The organism is Bacillus sp. EKM202B (assembly GCF_011066025.1).
GTDB lineage: Bacteria > Bacillota > Bacilli > Bacillales > Bacillaceae_G > Bacillus_A > Bacillus_A toyonensis.
Map to the genome: position 1 here is coordinate 159,849 of NZ_JAAMNK010000003.1, position 16,578 is coordinate 176,426.

Annotated in this window: 20 protein-coding genes; 7 read left to right on the forward strand and 13 right to left on the reverse strand. The window is 34.2% G+C overall.

The window, feature by feature from the left end:
* Positions 1-103: 103 nt before the first annotated feature.
* Positions 104-451, forward strand: coding sequence for a DUF4257 domain-containing protein (locus G9F74_RS06385; RefSeq protein WP_000426317.1), 348 nt, complete (start codon positions 104-106; stop codon positions 449-451).
* A gap of 84 nt (positions 452-535) precedes the next feature.
* Positions 536-760: a hypothetical protein gene (locus tag G9F74_RS06390; RefSeq protein ID WP_000162608.1), complete on the forward strand. Its 225-nt coding sequence runs from the start codon at positions 536-538 to the stop codon at positions 758-760.
* Between the two features lie 246 nt (positions 761-1,006).
* Here G9F74_RS06390 and G9F74_RS06395 read toward each other — a convergent pair whose 3' ends face one another.
* Complete coding sequence (locus G9F74_RS06395) at positions 1,007-1,942, reverse strand: aldo/keto reductase (protein ID WP_016108221.1); 936 nt, start codon at positions 1,940-1,942, stop codon at positions 1,007-1,009.
* 108 nt (positions 1,943-2,050) lie between these two features.
* On the opposite strand from G9F74_RS06395, the gene G9F74_RS06400 reads away from it, so the two are divergent.
* On the forward strand, positions 2,051-2,359 hold the full coding sequence (locus tag G9F74_RS06400; RefSeq protein WP_016108220.1) for an ArsR/SmtB family transcription factor: 309 nt from the start codon (positions 2,051-2,053) through the stop codon (positions 2,357-2,359).
* Between the two features lie 40 nt (positions 2,360-2,399).
* Here the strand turns inward: G9F74_RS06400 and G9F74_RS06405 are convergent, their stop codons facing one another.
* From G9F74_RS06405 to G9F74_RS06415, 3 genes are all read right to left on the reverse strand, one after another.
* Positions 2,400-3,350: a serine protease gene (locus G9F74_RS06405; protein ID WP_016108219.1), complete on the reverse strand. Its 951-nt coding sequence runs from the start codon at positions 3,348-3,350 to the stop codon at positions 2,400-2,402.
* Between the two features lie 260 nt (positions 3,351-3,610).
* A complete protein-coding gene (locus G9F74_RS06410; RefSeq protein ID WP_000648323.1) occupies positions 3,611-3,898 on the reverse strand; it encodes an AbrB/MazE/SpoVT family DNA-binding domain-containing protein in 288 nt (95 codons plus the stop codon).
* Between the two features lie 114 nt (positions 3,899-4,012).
* Positions 4,013-5,893 carry an FtsX-like permease family protein gene (locus tag G9F74_RS06415; RefSeq protein WP_001026010.1) on the reverse strand — a complete coding sequence of 627 codons (1,881 nt, stop codon included), beginning with the start codon at positions 5,891-5,893 and terminating at the stop codon, positions 4,013-4,015.
* A 273-nt stretch (positions 5,894-6,166) separates the two neighbouring features.
* Between G9F74_RS06415 and nadE the strand changes: the two genes are divergently transcribed.
* Positions 6,167-6,985 carry an ammonia-dependent NAD(+) synthetase gene (gene nadE / locus G9F74_RS06420; protein ID WP_000174898.1) on the forward strand — a complete coding sequence of 273 codons (819 nt, stop codon included), beginning with the start codon at positions 6,167-6,169 and terminating at the stop codon, positions 6,983-6,985.
* Between the two features lie 42 nt (positions 6,986-7,027).
* On the opposite strand, the gene G9F74_RS06425 is transcribed toward nadE, so the two are convergent.
* The 4 genes from G9F74_RS06425 to G9F74_RS06440 all read right to left on the reverse strand — a co-directional run bounded on the left by G9F74_RS06425 (position 7,028) and on the right by G9F74_RS06440 (position 9,987).
* On the reverse strand, positions 7,028-7,489 hold the full coding sequence (locus G9F74_RS06425) for an NUDIX hydrolase (protein WP_000796418.1): 462 nt from the start codon (positions 7,487-7,489) through the stop codon (positions 7,028-7,030).
* 129 nt (positions 7,490-7,618) lie between these two features.
* On the reverse strand, positions 7,619-7,822 hold the full coding sequence (locus tag G9F74_RS06430; protein ID WP_016108218.1) for a DUF4083 domain-containing protein: 204 nt from the start codon (positions 7,820-7,822) through the stop codon (positions 7,619-7,621).
* A 101-nt stretch (positions 7,823-7,923) separates the two neighbouring features.
* On the reverse strand, positions 7,924-9,084 hold the full coding sequence (locus G9F74_RS06435) for a transglutaminase domain-containing protein (protein WP_000520819.1): 1,161 nt from the start codon (positions 9,082-9,084) through the stop codon (positions 7,924-7,926).
* Between the two features lie 150 nt (positions 9,085-9,234).
* Positions 9,235-9,987, reverse strand: a complete 753-nt coding sequence (locus G9F74_RS06440) for a YwqG family protein (protein WP_000368922.1) — start codon at positions 9,985-9,987, stop codon at positions 9,235-9,237.
* A gap of 224 nt (positions 9,988-10,211) precedes the next feature.
* Between G9F74_RS06440 and G9F74_RS06445 the strand changes: the two genes are divergently transcribed.
* Both G9F74_RS06445 and G9F74_RS06450 read left to right on the forward strand, forming a co-directional pair.
* Positions 10,212-10,352, forward strand: coding sequence for a YjcZ family sporulation protein (locus G9F74_RS06445; protein ID WP_000540423.1), 141 nt, complete (start codon positions 10,212-10,214; stop codon positions 10,350-10,352).
* Between the two features lie 81 nt (positions 10,353-10,433).
* Entirely contained in the window at positions 10,434-11,399 is a 966-nt protein-coding gene (locus G9F74_RS06450) for a patatin-like phospholipase family protein (RefSeq protein ID WP_000686786.1), read from the forward strand.
* A gap of 105 nt (positions 11,400-11,504) precedes the next feature.
* On the opposite strand, the gene G9F74_RS06455 is transcribed toward G9F74_RS06450, so the two are convergent.
* Both G9F74_RS06455 and G9F74_RS06460 read right to left on the reverse strand, forming a co-directional pair.
* Positions 11,505-11,672 carry a DUF3933 family protein gene (locus tag G9F74_RS06455; protein ID WP_000816372.1) on the reverse strand — a complete coding sequence of 56 codons (168 nt, stop codon included), beginning with the start codon at positions 11,670-11,672 and terminating at the stop codon, positions 11,505-11,507.
* A 12-nt stretch (positions 11,673-11,684) separates the two neighbouring features.
* Positions 11,685-13,130: an aminotransferase-like domain-containing protein gene (locus G9F74_RS06460; protein ID WP_016108217.1), complete on the reverse strand. Its 1,446-nt coding sequence runs from the start codon at positions 13,128-13,130 to the stop codon at positions 11,685-11,687.
* 119 nt (positions 13,131-13,249) lie between these two features.
* On the opposite strand from G9F74_RS06460, the gene G9F74_RS06465 reads away from it, so the two are divergent.
* Positions 13,250-13,867, forward strand: coding sequence for a LysE/ArgO family amino acid transporter (locus G9F74_RS06465; protein ID WP_016108216.1), 618 nt, complete (start codon positions 13,250-13,252; stop codon positions 13,865-13,867).
* A 48-nt stretch (positions 13,868-13,915) separates the two neighbouring features.
* Here G9F74_RS06465 and bcbE read toward each other — a convergent pair whose 3' ends face one another.
* The 3 genes from bcbE to G9F74_RS06480 form a co-directional block, all read right to left on the reverse strand.
* Positions 13,916-15,145: a bacillibactin exporter BcbE gene (gene bcbE, locus G9F74_RS06470; protein ID WP_033668576.1), complete on the reverse strand. Its 1,230-nt coding sequence runs from the start codon at positions 15,143-15,145 to the stop codon at positions 13,916-13,918.
* Positions 15,146-15,381: 236 nt separating this feature from the next.
* Positions 15,382-15,588, reverse strand: coding sequence for an alpha/beta-type small acid-soluble spore protein (locus G9F74_RS06475; protein WP_000113546.1), 207 nt, complete (start codon positions 15,586-15,588; stop codon positions 15,382-15,384).
* Positions 15,589-15,713: 125 nt separating this feature from the next.
* Positions 15,714-16,556 carry a sugar phosphate isomerase/epimerase family protein gene (locus G9F74_RS06480; protein ID WP_000877704.1) on the reverse strand — a complete coding sequence of 281 codons (843 nt, stop codon included), beginning with the start codon at positions 16,554-16,556 and terminating at the stop codon, positions 15,714-15,716.
* Positions 16,557-16,578 lie beyond the last annotated feature (22 nt).

Here is a 16,578-nt window from a genome sequence, read left to right on the forward strand (position 1 = left end):
AATAAGATTTACCCAAACAAACTTTCTCAATATGCTTATATGAAATATGAAAAGGAATCAATATGAAAAAATCGAATCTTATTCACTAAAAGGAGTGGATTCGATGGAAATGTATCAATGGCTAACCGCAGTTCTCGTTGGTGGCATTACTGGCTTCGTTTCCCATCTAATCAATAACCAAGGTAAGTTATTGCTTCCACGCCGTTTGAAAACTTTTTTTCATTTTGGATTTTTAACTGATATTTTTACTGGTAGCCTAGCCGCACTTCTTGGACTCGTTTTATTCGATGTCACCGCAATAAAGGAAATTATAAAAGTCTCCATTGTGACTGCTATTTCCGGTCAAACCTTTTTACTTCACCAAGCTCTAGGTGGTGAGCAGGCTAAAAATACGCAAATTGGAAAAGCTGATGAGAAGATTCAAGAAATTGACAAATTATTACGACGTTAGTCTATACTTTCTTTAAAAATTATTGTTATAATGAAAAATATATATTTTCTATTGCGTCGTTTGTCAGAAGAAAGGGTGTTTCGTATGACAAAAAAGAAAATAGAAGATTTCTTAACAAACACCGAAAAAGAGGAACTGCTAGAAAACTATAAATGTTTACGAGAAGCCCGCACAAAAAGCGAAGCTAACTATTTTGGCGAAGAAGTAAACCATCTACTAAATAAAGCAAAACAACGAATTATTAAAGATGCAGGCATACATGATGAAAATGCAGCAACTGTTCAATCAAAGAGAAAAGCACTGTTTTAGTTATATTAGCTAAAACAGTGCTTTTTATTTACAAAGATTTTCACCATAAGCATTTTTCACATTACTTTCACATCTATTTCACAAATATAAGTAATCCTATATGTTAAACTAAGTATATCCTTTTCCAAGGAACTATATGCCGATATATAAATCCCTATCTTTATAGGGATTTTTTATTTTTATACTATATGCTGTTTATATAGTATAAAAGAAAAGGAGCTTAGCATGCGATCTTCCCCTTCCTCACTACTCTTCTAATATTAACTCGATTTCTTTCATTGCCCCTTCATTCAATGATACATCCACCGCTTTCACACTTTCTCTTATTTGCTCAGCCCGCTTTCCACCAGGTATAACAGTATCAATTCCTTCTTTATTTAATAACCATGCTAACGCTAAATGAGGCAATTCAATATTATTTTCTTTAGCTACGTCTTTTAACTTTTCAACTTTTTTAAAGTTACCTTTATATATATTTTCTTCAAATAGATTTACACTTTGACGCCAATCCCCTTTATCCAAGTCAAAATCTTCTGTATATTTACCACCTAATATCCCAAAGGCTAGAGGCCCATACGGTATAAATGAAATACCTTCTTTTATACAATACGGCAATAGTTCTTCCTCGGCAGTACGATTTAACATATTGTAAGGCGATTGTACAACATCAATATGACCATGTTGATTCGCTTCTTTTAATTGTTCTATGTTTACATTCGATATTCCAATTGAACGAATTTTCCCTTCTTCTTTTAAACGAGTAAGCTCTCCGATTGAATCTATGTAACATGTTTCAGGATTTGTAAAATGTAAATAATATAAATCAATATAATCAGTCTGTAATCTTCTTAAGCTATTCTCCACAGCATTTCTTAAATAACTTGGTTCATTGTTAATATAAGTTTCTCCATTTAATAACGGCTGAATTCCACCTTTTGTAGCAAGTACAAACTCGTGGCGTTTCTCTTTTAATACCTCTCCTATCAATTCCTCCGATCTACCAAAACCGTATGAATCCGCTGTATCAAAAAATGTAATTCCTTGCAGGATTGCTTCTTCTATTAATCGTTTTCCTTCTCCCTCATCCACATCAACATATAAATTATGCCCCCCTACTGCATTTGTACCTAAACCCAACTTTGAAATATTTAGTCCAGCCTTTTGCAATTTTATATACTTCATTTTTTCTCCCCCTTATATTTCTATTGTTCGAATATAATTGAACAATAGAAATATATCACTTTATATGCTATAGTGCAAATATGTTAACTTATACAAGTAGGTGAAAAAATGCGTACACTCTATCATCCAAATCGAGCAGAAATTCAATTTTCTTCTGTCCTATATGCACTTAGCGACCAAATTCGTTTACAAATTGTAAATATGTTACTAGAGAAAAATGAGCAATCTTGTGGTGCGTTAAACATTCCAATCGCAAAATCAACTTTATCTCACCATTTCAAAGTTTTACGTGAATCAGGTGTCATGTATACACGTCTTGAAGGAACACAACGTTTCATTTCAATTCGTGAAGATGACTTAAATGCTAGATTCCCGGGTTTATTAAACGTTGTATTACATGCGACAGGGCCATACTAAAAAACATCTCACTTACAAATGAGATGTTTTTTAGTATTTGTTATTCTTTTAATAGATCTATTAATCCATTCCCTTCAGATGTACGCTCATATCCTAAAGGTACAATTCTTTTAATAAGTTGCGCGTAAATTTCTGGCTCTGATAACTTTCTGCCATATTCTCTTTCGCACTGCTTAATGAGAAGTGCTAATGCACCAGCGACATGCGGCGTCGCCATTGAAGTTCCACTTAATACAGCATATTTCCCCTCTGGATACGTAGATAATATTTCATCACCTGGCGCTACTAAATCAATTTCTTGATTTGAATTACTAAAACATGCGATTGTCCGCTCTAAATTGACAGCACCAACTTCAATTACTTCAGCATAAGCACCTGGGAAATCTAGTTCCTCCGTATTATCATCACAATCTCCATCATTTCCTGCAGCACATACAACGAGAACATCTTGATTTACTGCATTTTGAATAGCTTCATGTAATTCCGGAACGTCTTGCGGACCACCAAGTGACATTGAAATAACTCTGACTTCTTCTTTATTAGGTCCTCTCCAATTTACAGCGTAATGAATCGCCTCAATAATTTGCTCATAGCTTCCAGAACCATCTCCCGCTAAAACCTTTAACACTAGCATTTTAGCAAGAGGTGCGACTCCTAAAACACCGACATCATTTTCAGTCGCTGCAATCGTCCCCGCTACATGAGTCCCATGGCCGTTATTATCAAGGTAAATGTTCGGATCTCCTTCATAATCTTTCGTGAAATTTCTCCCACCAATAATACGATCTTTTAAATCTATATGATTAATATCACAACCTGTATCTAATACGGCAACGACAACATCTTTTCCTTTCGCACTCTTCTCCCATACTTGTGGAGCGTTAATCAGTTGTACACCTGGTGGAATTTCATTTACTTGTTCAACCACCTTATTTACGGTAAACGGAATCAATTGTATACCTTTTTGTTTATTCGCTGTACTACTGTTCATCGTAATCCCTCCTGAAAATATATTATTTTCATTTCAGACCACTATTGAATAGGTTTACATTTAACATTCGTTTTAACTGTTCTATTTTCCTTCATTTCAAATGTTTCTCAATATAACTTACCAACATTTATCCCGTGCTTTGCAGGCAATAACAGTTCAAATCATTCAACGAATGTATAAAAATAAAAGGACCATTAAATGGCCCTTTTATAGTTTTTTTAAAGAATCATATATAATCTTTAAAATATTATAAATGAAAACTAAATCTCACTTTTTTTTAAAAACTTCTCTATTTCTTTTATTAAATGTTTCGCTCCATCTATACTAACAGTAATGTTTCCATTTGCTAATGATATGTTCTGATCTGAAACATCACCTGTTATTTGACAAGCATTGTAAGGTTCATATTTTTGTAAAATGACTTTATCTTCATCTACGAAAATTTCAAGTGGTGATTTAATTTGTATACCTAATACATCTCTTAATTCTTTAGGAATAACAATTCGTCCTAATTCGTCTACTTTTCGAATAACTCCTGTTGCTTTCATATTACTCCCCCCTTACTCTCTATTAATTTTCCACCTCGCTTTTTCCATTTTATCACTTTTTGGCAATACTTGTATCTTTTTAGAAAATTTTGTACTCAAGTTAAAAAAACACAGTTAACGAATACGTAATCTCTCTTTCAATTGTTTTAAATAACGAGATCGTATTATTAAGAAGTATACAACTTGAATTCCTACGAAAATACTTAATACAATTGTATTTTCTTTAAACAGTGAGTACTCAAACATCTGTCCTAACGCAGTTAACGCTACTGCCCCATGTAATGTTGCAACACCTATCGGAACGAAGAATAAAAGTGCCAATCGAATTGTAACTACTTTCGATAATTCCCCACTCGTTAAGCCAACTTTTCGAATCATTTCAAATAACCGAGTATCATCCTCCAAATCAGAAAATAAACGGAAGTAAAGGAAGCTTCCTGCACATACGAAAAATACAATACCAATAAAGAAACCTACAAATAAAATTGGTCCTGCGATTTGTAAACTTTGGTTTTGTTCGTACTCTTCTGCACTAAACGTTGCATGTTCTTCATAAGGCTTCATCTGACTCGTAAGTTCTTTACCAACCTCAATTTCATCTTTCATTCCTTCAGTTTTATACATATAATCTTTTGTTTCTATAAATCCACCTTGTAATGAATCATATTGATTATTAGGGATTACATAAACATTTCCTCTTAATATTTTCCCCAATGAAGACGAAGTAACTTTTTTCACTTTTAAATGTTCATTCATATTAGGTAAAGTAATTTCTTTTCTTTCTTTCATCGGTGGTCCTGGTATTTCGGCCGACAAAAATAAAACCTCTTTATTTGCTACAGTATTAAATGGTTCTCCTGTTAACTTTGCATATTCCTTATACTCTGATTCTTTTATAAAAATGGCGCTTCTTAATGACTGCTCCTCCGTTTTCTTCGATGAGATATTAGTTTTTGAAGCTGCTATATTATGTTTTTTTAGTCCCTCATCGATGATCTTCAGATGCTGTGATTCATTACTATTCCCTTGCTTAGAGTGGTAATGAAACGCAATTGGTCTCTCCATAATCCCTTTCGTCATTGATGCAAAGCCAACTAATGTACCTATTGCCGAAAATGCTACAGTTGAAATTATCGTTACAATAAAGAACATTCTTGCGTTATCTCTCATACGGTACGCTAAATCTGACAACGTAATAATATTTGTCTGTGTCCAATAGAAACGTTTACTTTTTTTACATAGCCGAATAATAAAGACACTCAACTGCTTGTACAGCAAATACGTACCAATAATGACTACCGTTGTAACCGGAATCATCATCACAAATACCATAGCACCATGTGACATAAGAGCGCCTGTATAACCAGCACTAAGCAATACTACCGCTAATATAGAAGAAATACTCGATGCTTTCGGTTCTGGCTTCGCCTCTGCTGATCCTCTAAACAATTTCATAATATTATTTTTACGAACCATTCCGGCACTAAATAATGAAATAATCATAAATAATATGAAAAACATAATACTCGTTACAACAACTGCTTTCATTGGAATGTAATAGGATAAGGAAATATCTAGTTTTAATATCATTGGGGCTACAAAAATTAATACTCCTGAAAACAACATACCTGAAAGAATCCCGAAAATAATTGCCCCTATTCCAATCATAATATTTTCAAAGAAGATAAGACGCTTTAATTGATATTTCGTCATACCAAGCATCATTAAAATTCCTAGTTCACGCTTTCTCGTTTTTAAAAACATTCCCATTGAATATAAAATAAAGAAGAATGTAAATACGTAAATAATAGACTGTGCAAACGACATACTTACAAATACATACTGACCTAATTCTCCTGCACTTAATGCCGGATGAAACGCAAAAAACGAATATACAAAAAAGGCCATAATTGCAAATGCACTACTCAAAAAATATGCTGAATATGTCCGTCTATTTCGCGTTACATTCCGATATGCGAGTTCTCTAATGTTCATATTACTTCTCCGCCCTTCTACTAACTATGCTTTTATAGTAGTAAAGTAGGGAAATACCTTCCATCGATTCAAATGACAAAAACCTTACATTTTTGAAAGGTAAAAAAATTGCTTAAACGAAACAGTTTCATTATAATGACTACATTCATATTCATACACACATCCTATTGTATATTCGTTAGTTTTGCGAAATAATAAAGGATAGAAGTATGTACCAATATATACATAAAAATTTTTTATTTACCGCTTTAATATGAATAGGAGGAAAACATAATGACATTACAAGAACAGATTATGAAAGCATTACATGTTCAGCCTGTAATTGATCCGAAAGTAGAAATTCGTAAACGAGTTGATTTCTTAAAAGATTATGTAAAAAAAACAGGTGCGAAAGGATTTGTACTTGGAATTAGCGGCGGCCAAGACTCTACATTAGCAGGACGTTTAGCACAGCTTGCAGTTGAAGAAATTCGTAACGAAGGTGGTAATGCAACGTTTATCGCTGTACGTCTTCCTTACAAAGTGCAAAAGGATGAAGATGACGCACAATTAGCATTACAATTTATTCAAGCTGATCAATCAACTGCATTTGATATCGCTTCAACCGTTGATGCTTTTTCAAATCAATACGAGAACTTATTAGGTGAATCATTAACTGATTTCAATAAAGGTAACGTGAAAGCTCGTATCCGTATGGTTACACAATATGCAATTGGTGGACAAAAAGGTCTACTTGTTATCGGAACAGATCATGCTGCAGAAGCTGTAACAGGATTCTTTACAAAATTCGGAGATGGTGGTGCAGATTTATTACCATTAACGGGGTTAACGAAGCGCCAAGGACGTGCTTTATTACAAGAGTTAGGTGCAGATGAGCGACTTTACTTAAAAATGCCCACAGCTGATTTATTAGATGAAAAGCCAGGTCAAGCTGATGAAACAGAATTAGGCATTACTTACGATCAATTAGATGATTATTTAGAAGGTAAATCAGTTCCAGCTGACGTTGCAGAAAAAATCGAAAAGCGTTACACAGTGAGTGAACATAAAAGACAAGTACCAGCGTCAATGTTTGATGATTGGTGGAAATAGAACATAAAAAAGAAGCTAATCTTTTAGCTTCTTTTTTATATGTTAGCGATATACCCCTACTCTTTTCTCCAATAAATCTTGCAAGCAATCTTCATGTTGTTTACAAAATAACGGAGGCATTTTGTCTAATGGGAAAAATTTTAAATCTAACGTTTCATCACCGTCTATTTTTTTATTCCCTCCAACTATTGAGCATGAAAAGCACATCACAATTGTCTGTGCTTTATCTCCATTTGGATATGTTTGAAAATATTTTGTATACACTCCAATAAGCTCATGTATTTCTACATCATACCCAGTTTCTTCTTTTATTTCTCGAATCGCAGTTTCCGCAGCCGACTCTCCTATCTCCATTGCGCCACCTGGAAAGCCCCAAGCATTAAAGTCTCCTCTTTTTTGCAGTAATACTTCTCCCTCTTTATTAAACACAAAACCACCCGCAAAGTTTAAGAAAACATAATCATGTCCTACTTTTTCACGTAATTCTTTTATATAATCGGCCATTTCCTTTCCCCTTTTCATACGTCTTCCATCGTTATCTCGCTATTTGCCAGGCAGTAAGATCCCCACCTCAAAATGTAGCGGAAGCAAAGAAATTAGGTGGGATATCAACTACTCGTAAAAGCCTTCACTTTATTTCTTATTTATTTCTAGCAATTCAATAATTCGATCTAGCTTCTGATTCATATTGATAACATGTTGTTTTTTTGCAGCGCTACTTTGCAATAATCTTCTAATAAACAAAGTAAATGATAGGAAAAACAAAACGATAAGTCCGATTACTAAACAAGTATATATCAATATAAATATAAATATATTACTTTCGAACAAATCCATTTAAATTCCACATCCTTCCTTTTTATTTTATCACACAATTCTGTTTTTTAAAACGATACATAATAAAAAGAGCACCTTTTACAGATGCTCTTCTTCATTACTTAATACGTAAATGTAATTGTCGCTAATGAATAACCTGCCATTGCACTATATGGTGCTACTTGATAAGATACACGCTTTGCACCTTTTGGCCAATTTATTTCATTTAATACTTTCTTTATATCTTGCATTGTTCCATCCATGGACTGCTTATATCGTACTTCTACCTTTTCTGGTTTACTAGCAAATTGTTGCTGCAACTTTTGCTTAAATTCATTATAATTTTCCGCTCCATATTGTGCAGATAAGTATTGTAAATTTGTTTCTTTTAACATTTGCTCATATACGACGGTTTTTGAACTACCAGCTTTTATTTTGTTTGTTAACTCACCAAAGTAACTTGTAGTTGCCGCTGGATATTTACTACGATCCCAGTCGTGGTCTTTACTTAATTGTTCGTCAGACATATTAAAATATGAATATGTTACACGTCCAGCTTTATCTGGTACTGGATCATCGAATGTAGTATCAAGGTGGTACCATTTGTTTTCAATGTTCACTAAATTCCAAGCATGAGCTTGTCCATTTCCTGTACCAGTTACAATATGATTTTGAATACCTGCTTCTTTTAGTAATTCATATGTTAATAATGTATACCCTTGGCAAACAGCAGAACGGTTCGCTAACGCTTCATATGCTGTATACGCTTGATAAGAAGTGTCGTATGATACATGTTTCACAACATAATCATGAATAGCTTTTACTTTTTCATGCGCATCCATTCCTGGCTTTACAATTGAACTTATAATTGCTTTCGCCTGAGATTTTACATATTGTGTTTGCTCTTTTGATTCACGGTATTTCACTTGTAGTGTAAACGAATAGTTCCCTGGCATCCCTTTAATAGAATATCTAGTAGAGGCTACATTATATTTTACATACTCATCAGCATCTACGATTTTATTAAACTCGCCGTACAATTGGTCCATAATCTTTCTAGCATCTCTATCTTTTGTTTTATATGTGATTGTAATATTTTCTTCACGATTATCAATCTGTTTTTTTAGTTCTTTTCTGAAATCATCTAATAACTTTGCATCTGATTGTGTCGTCACTACAGTTGGATTCGTAGCTGCATAAGATACAGTTGACGATTGTAAGCCTCCCATTACAATCGTTGAACAAAGTGCGGCAGCTGTCATATACTTACTTGTCTTTCCCATCTTGTCACTCCTTATATTCTATAACTATACGAAAAAGTATCGTATAGTTTCAGAGTATACAATACTTTTCAAAATAGGTCATATGAGATTATGCATATTAATTAATTCACATAAAAAAGGTTACTCTTTTAAAAAGAGCAACCTTTTTTATTAACAAGTTTGTAACACACAGCATGTATTTTCAAAACGTCGATTTTTCAAATCTTCATTACCAATACAGAAATATAGCATTCCTAACTCTCCCCAAACCATATTACAATTTTTATGATCTGAATCGATTTGGAATAAAAGCGTCATTTGCTGTGGATCTATCCCCATATATTCTCCTGTCTCATGTAGTACTTCCTCTTGTACAGAGAATGGCTCACCAAACATTTGATGGTTATCGTAGTTATCTGGGATTAGTTCTTCAAGTAATTGCAAGAAACGATCTGAATCGGCCTCATCTTCAATGAAAAGTTCTGGTAATTTATACGTCAGTTCAAAAGTAATTGCGCATTGATTATATTTCGCTTGCGTTTCATCCGCTCTTCGTAATTGCTCTACTGGAACATCATAATAAAGTACGCGCCCAGCTTCCATTGGATTCACATCTTCTTCAAAGTAATTTTCAATGCTAAAGAAATATAACATTCCTGCCTTAGGTAGATTGTGATTCATACGAACGTTTTGTAAATCATTTAGATTAAATTGCGCGATAAAATGTAACGGATTTCCTTTATACATTGGATATTCAAATGTATCCGGTAAATCAGGAGCTCCCCCCATTTTTGAACTACCAATCGCAACCGTTTCTTGCTGCTCAGGCACAACTTTTACACAAGGAAATACAGTATTAATAAGTTCCTCTTTTAAATGTGTCAGTCCATATTTATCAATTAACACTTCAATTTTGTTATCCATATATTCTCCTTACATCTCTATACTTATTTGTATCATAGCACAAAGATTATACTCCATATATCACAAAATCAACAAGCCTTCCAAAAAACGGGCTTATCCCTCATACGCGAACAAGTTTAAAAAAGCATAGTATACATTGTTCCTACAAACACGATAGTTCTTTATTCCTTCCAGTACATTTTCCCTTCGTTCATTTTCATTTTTAATTTAAGGAGGAATTCCACATGGGTTACGGATATAGTTGCGGCGGTTACGGCGGTAGTTGTGGTGGATGTGGTTATGGAGGTTTCGCTTTATTAATCGTTTTATTTATCCTTCTAATCATCATCGGAGCTAGCTGTTGGGGCGGCTTTGTAGGCTGCTAGTAAACTTAAAAACTATTGTAAAAAAGCACGTATATTACGTGCTTTTTTTACATTTTCATTTTTAGAAAGGAAGTATGTGCAATGAAAATTGATGGTGTTTTTGAAGGAGGCGGTGTGCGTGGAATTGCACATGTAGGGGCAATTTGCGCGTTAGCTGAAAAAGGGTATGAATGGGAGCGTGTAGCTGGAACATCGGCTGGTGCTATTATTGCAGCTCTTTTAGCTGCTGGCTATTCTTGTTCAGAATTAAAAACAATTATAACTGATATTGATTATAACAAATTTATGAAGAAAACTTTCCTTGATAGAATCCCGTTTATCGGTAAAGGAATAAGTGCATGGTCTACTCTAGGTATTTATTCCAATGTATTTATAGAAGAATGGCTTGAAGAATTACTACGAAAAAAAGGAATTCACTTATTTACAGATTTACCTGATTTAAACAAACTTAAAATTATTGCTTCTGATATAAGCAACGGTAAAATGGTTGTCTTTCCCGATGACTTGCCAAACTACGGATTTTTAAATTATCGCTTCTCGATTGCTAAGGCAGTAAGAATGAGTAGTACCATTCCTTTCTTCTTTGAACCAGTAAAATGGAGAACACCAAAATGGAAACAACCTTGTTATATGGTTGATGGTGGGATTTTAAGCAATTATCCCATTTGGATTTTTGACTCCCCTACCTCACCTCGCTGGCCAACTTTTGGATTTCATTTTGTAAAAGATGAAATTCAAGCTGATCCCGCCCATTATAAAGAGCCCATTTCCATGTTCAAAGGACTATTTAAAACAATGATGCAAGCTCATGATTTACGGCATTTAGATAAAGAATCAAAAGCAAGAACAATTACAATTCCTACAGGGACGATTACAAGTACAAATTTTGAATTAACGAAAGAGGAAAAAGAATGGCTTTACAATTCTGGTTATAACTCCGCAAATAAGTTTTTACAATCTTGGAACTTCAGACAATATGTTGATGAATATAGAAATGGAAATCAACATCGCAAAACCAATCGATTTTTCCGTCAGCTTGACTCATAATATTATTATTTTCATACGAGATTTCTTGACGCTTTAATAATAAATAAGCCTAGTAATTTCATATATTACTAGGCTTATTTACCAACTACGTACCCCACACATTGCTTACGGATAAGTTAACCCTTTCGCTTCTTCCGCGGTAATTACTATGTAACGATTTCCCGTTCTTAATCCTAGCAGTTCTGCTTTTTCGACTGCGTCCTGCTTCGTCTCTGCATAAGCAGCTAAATATTTATCTCCATCGATAATTTGGCAAATTACATATTGTTTCATTACTTTCTCCTTTTACATTTTAATTAGTTGTGCAAGTTTTTTTATACCTATTTCAATTTCTTCTAACGTTGCATATGAATACGATAGTCGCAAAAATTGGTTTGCACTTCTATCATACAAAGTACCTGGATTTAATATAATCTTTTCTTGTAAAGCTTTGTCAAATAAGCTACGATTCGAAACGGGTACATTCATATGTAACCAAATATAAAAACCACCTGTCGGTTCATACCATGTTGCTATTTCACGACAATATTTCTCTAACATATGTAACATAAAATCTCTACGTTTCTTCAATTCATTTCTTACAAACTGTAAATGTTCATCATATAATCCATTTGTAAACCATTCTGCTGCAATTTGCTGGGATATAGAACTCGAACCATAATCTGTTTGCATTTTTATATCTGCCAACCTTTGAATTACTGATTCAGGTCCAACAATCCATCCAATTCTTAAACCTGGACTAATCACTTTAGACATACTCCCGATATATAGTACAATTCCGTTTTTATCATATGCTTTTAAAGGCTTTGAAACAGGCTCATCAAACCATAAGTCTTGATACACTGCGTCCTCTATAATAGGCAATCCAATTTCATTACATATCTCCATTACTTCTTTCCGCTTCTCTACATTCATACTAAAGTTCGTCGGATTATGAAAAGACGGAATTGTATATAAAATCGATGCGTTAAATTGCTTCTTATATTTCGCAATATATGATGCATTTAATCCATTCTCATCCATTGGTATTCCAATTAAACGCATTCCTGCTGATTGAAAAACATTAAGCGAATATAAATAGGATGGTTTTTCTAGTAAAATCGATGCCCCTTTCGGAAGAAGCCCCATAGAAATAAGTTGCAACGCTTGAATTGCTCCTGAAACAATTAAAATAGAATCAGGAGATACATATACACCATGCCCTTTTAAGTAGCCCGCAATTTTCTCCCTTAAATAGAGATTTCCTTTCGGCTCTTCATACCCAAGTGGCACGTTTGATTGCAACAGCTTATTCATTATTAGTTTCATCTTTTTTTCAGGTAAGAGACTCGGCGCGAGTTCACCTGTTCCTAAACGAATTACATGCGGATAAAATTCAGCTTGATTAATATCTTGAATAGCAGGAAGGTTCGGATAATGAAGCCCTGTTTCTACATGAGACTGCCAATTAGGAGGCGGAGCATATGTTGAAGTGTTCTCATTATTATTTACAACAATCGTTCCCTTTCGGCCATTTCCCTCAATGTACCCTTTTACTGCTAGTTCATCGAAAGCCATTACAATTGTACTTCGATTCACACCAAATGTATGTGCCAAATCTCTTTGTGAAGGTAACTTTGTTCCAACAGTCCATTCTCCATTAACGATTCTTTCTTTTATATACGTTTCTATTTGTTTATACAAAGGAGACGCTAAAGACATATCAGGCTTCCAAACTAATCTTTCCATCATACATATCACCTTACATTCTTTTTGGTTGGTGACCTCCCCAACCATATGGATGGATACAAATTTTCATTTCTTCTATACAATATACACTATCATAATGAATTAAAGTAGGAGGTAATATAATGAGTGAAGCGATTATTCACGGTATCATCCTTGCATTTGGCCTTATCATTCCCTTAGGTGTCCAAAATGTTTTCGTATTTAACCAAGGTGCGAGCCAACCTAATATTTGGAGGGCAGCCCCTGTAGTATTAACTGCTTCCCTATGTGATACGTTACTAATATTAATTGCAGTACAGGGTGTATCCCTTGTACTCCTTACTTTTTCTTGGCTAACGACGACATTATATACGATTGGATTTATCTTTCTCATATATATGGGCTTCGTTATTTGGAGAAGTAAGCCTTCCAAAGATGTAAAACAAGAAAAAAGCATGCCTTTAAAAAAACAAATTATTTTCGCTGTATCGGTTTCGTTATTAAATCCACATGCGATTTTAGATACGATCGGTGTAATTGGGACAAATTCTATTCAATATATAAGAAGTGAAAAATGGGCTTTTACATCTGCAACGATTATCATTTCTTGGATTTGGTTTATTAGCTTAGCTTTAGCTGGAAAATTTTTAAAGAGGTTAGACTCAACTGGAAAGACAATCGTATTATTAAACAAAATTTCAGGCCTCGTCATATGGGGAGTCGCACTTTATATGTTAAAACAAGTTATTTTCGCTAACTAAATTAATAGGATTGCACGCTAATTATAGGCCATGCAATCCTATTTCAAATTATGCAGTCGGTTCTGGCTTCTGTTTTATTGCCTTTTCATCTTTTGCTGGTTTAATCCAAATCATTGCTATAACGGCACCAATAACAGCGAAAATACTTGTCAAATAAAACACTTCATGGTCCGACCCTTTCATAAAAAATGAATATAGGGGTGGTCCAGCTGCTACACCGATAAATCGCATCGAACTATAAAATGACGTAACCGTGCCTCTCTGCTCCTTTTCAATCCCTTGTGTAATTAGGGCATCTAAACATGGGAGTGCCATACCAATTCCTACTCCCATAATAACGAGACATAGAAGTAGTAAATAGATCCCTTTTATAAATAAAGGGATTATGACTGATGCCGCAGCCAGTAAAAAGCCAATATAAATACACTTCTTCATAACATTTTGATTATCTCCAATTTTTTTACCAGCCATATATGAACTAATCGATAATACAAGCAAAGGAATAGCAAGTACACACCCTTTCCATATACCATGTATGTCATACTTTGACTCCAGTATAGTAGACAAATAAAAGAGAATTCCGAATAAAATAAGCATTATAATTGCACCTAGTGCAAAAATGGAAATTAACCATCTTCCCTTTTCTCGAAACGTAGAGATAATAGCTTGAATAAACTCTCTTAGTGGTGGTACTTCTCCTTCTTGTTTTTTTGCTTTTACTAGTACCAGTAATAAAACAATCGATACTACACATAAAACTGGAATCGCCCAAAATGGTAAGAACCATACAATGGCAGCTAGAGCAGATCCTAAAATAGGGCTGAGTACTTTTCCAAATGTATTTGATGTCTCAATGATTCCTAAACCTGCGCTAACCTGTTTTTCATCTTTGTATAAATCACCAACACACGGTATAACAACTGGCATTGCACCAGCAGCACCAATACCTTGAATCGCTCTACCGATAAGTATCCAAACGTAGGGATTATCAACTTTCCATGATACCCAACCAGTTACCGCTCCTCCGATAGCCGCAATCAGTAAACTCGGAACCATTACCATCTTCCGTCCCCATCTATCTGATAAATAACCAGCAATCGGTATAAGTAAAATTGCAACTATGGAGTAAATTGTAATAATCATGGATACTTGAAACGATGAAATATGTAATTTCTTTTCGATAGTCGGCAGTATTGGAATGAGCATTGAATTCCCTAATGTCATAACAAGTGGAACTGATGCAAGCGCAATTAAACAACAGTTTTCTTTTTTTAACATGTTGACTTCGGAACCTTTCATCATATATTTCTTACCATATAATAGCCCTGGTGGAACGTAATTTTTCATTCCACCAGGGCTATTACATCTTTACTACTTCCCATTCATAACGAAAGAAATTGGGTAAAATATAGTATTATTCCTATTGTTTGAATCCAGTTCGCTATATATCCATACCAATTAATTGAAAAAAAAAGAAAGGAAGAATCCTTCCTTTCTCCTATAACCTTCTACATTTAGCGAGTATATCCGCCACCAAGTTGTTGTTCTGCCATCGCTACAAGGCGTTTCGTGATTTCACCACCTACAGAACCGTTTGCACGTGAAGAAGTTTCAGCTCCAAGTTGTACACCAAACTCTTGTGCAATTTCATATTTCATTTGATCTAGAGCCGCTTGTGCTCCATGTGATGCTAATTGATTAGAATTACGATTTCTAGCCATTACCAATCACCTCCTTGATATATATATATATTGTGCCAAATTCGAATTTAAATACATGGTAATTTTTGGTTATTTTTAACTATAAAAAAAGAGACTCTAAATAGAGACTCTTTTATCATTTTATATTACGAAGTTACTACCTCTAATCTTCTATCTGTTAATACTTTCATTTCTTCTTTTAATATATCTTTCGCGTTGTGTCCAAACCATTCTAGCGAAGCAAAATAGTCCGTATCTCGCACTTCCCGAATGATATCATCATAATTTACAATACCTTCAAATAATGGAACCATACCAATACGACTTCCCGCTGCGGCATATACATTATTAGGTTCAAATACATGTAAATAATCCGCTGACGATATATTCTTAAAATGGTAATGTTGTATCCACGGTCTTAGTCGATGAAAACTGTCTATTGGATCTGCACCAGACTCCCATATATGAAGAAAATCAAGGTTTATTTTCAAATTCGGATGGTCTACTTCTTCTAATAATTCCAAAGTAGACGGCAACGTGTCCGTTAACGTATTTGGATGTGTTTCTAAAAGTACATACATATCATGCTGAGCAAATAAATCACAAATCTTGTGAATTCTCTTTACATACTCTTGTCTCTCTTGTTTCGAGAAGTCTACACTCCCTTTTTGTCCGGCAAACGTACGAATTTTATTCGTATTAAACCAATTTGCTAACATTACGAGTTGTTCACATTTCCCCATCGTTTTTTCAAAATCTGCTGATAATGATATGTCTAAATAATCACTTATCATCGTAATTTCTAAGTTTTTATCCTTTAAAAAATTCAACTCTCGTTCTGTCGTTTCACGCTCTTGCACATACAAATTTTGTGCATGAGTTCCCCACAATTCAATTCCTTCAAAACCGTTTTCATATGCAAATTGAACAATATCAGTAAATGAAATTAATTGATGACGAAATGAAATGGTACATAGCGAATATTTCATAACTTTAAACTCCCCTATCTTA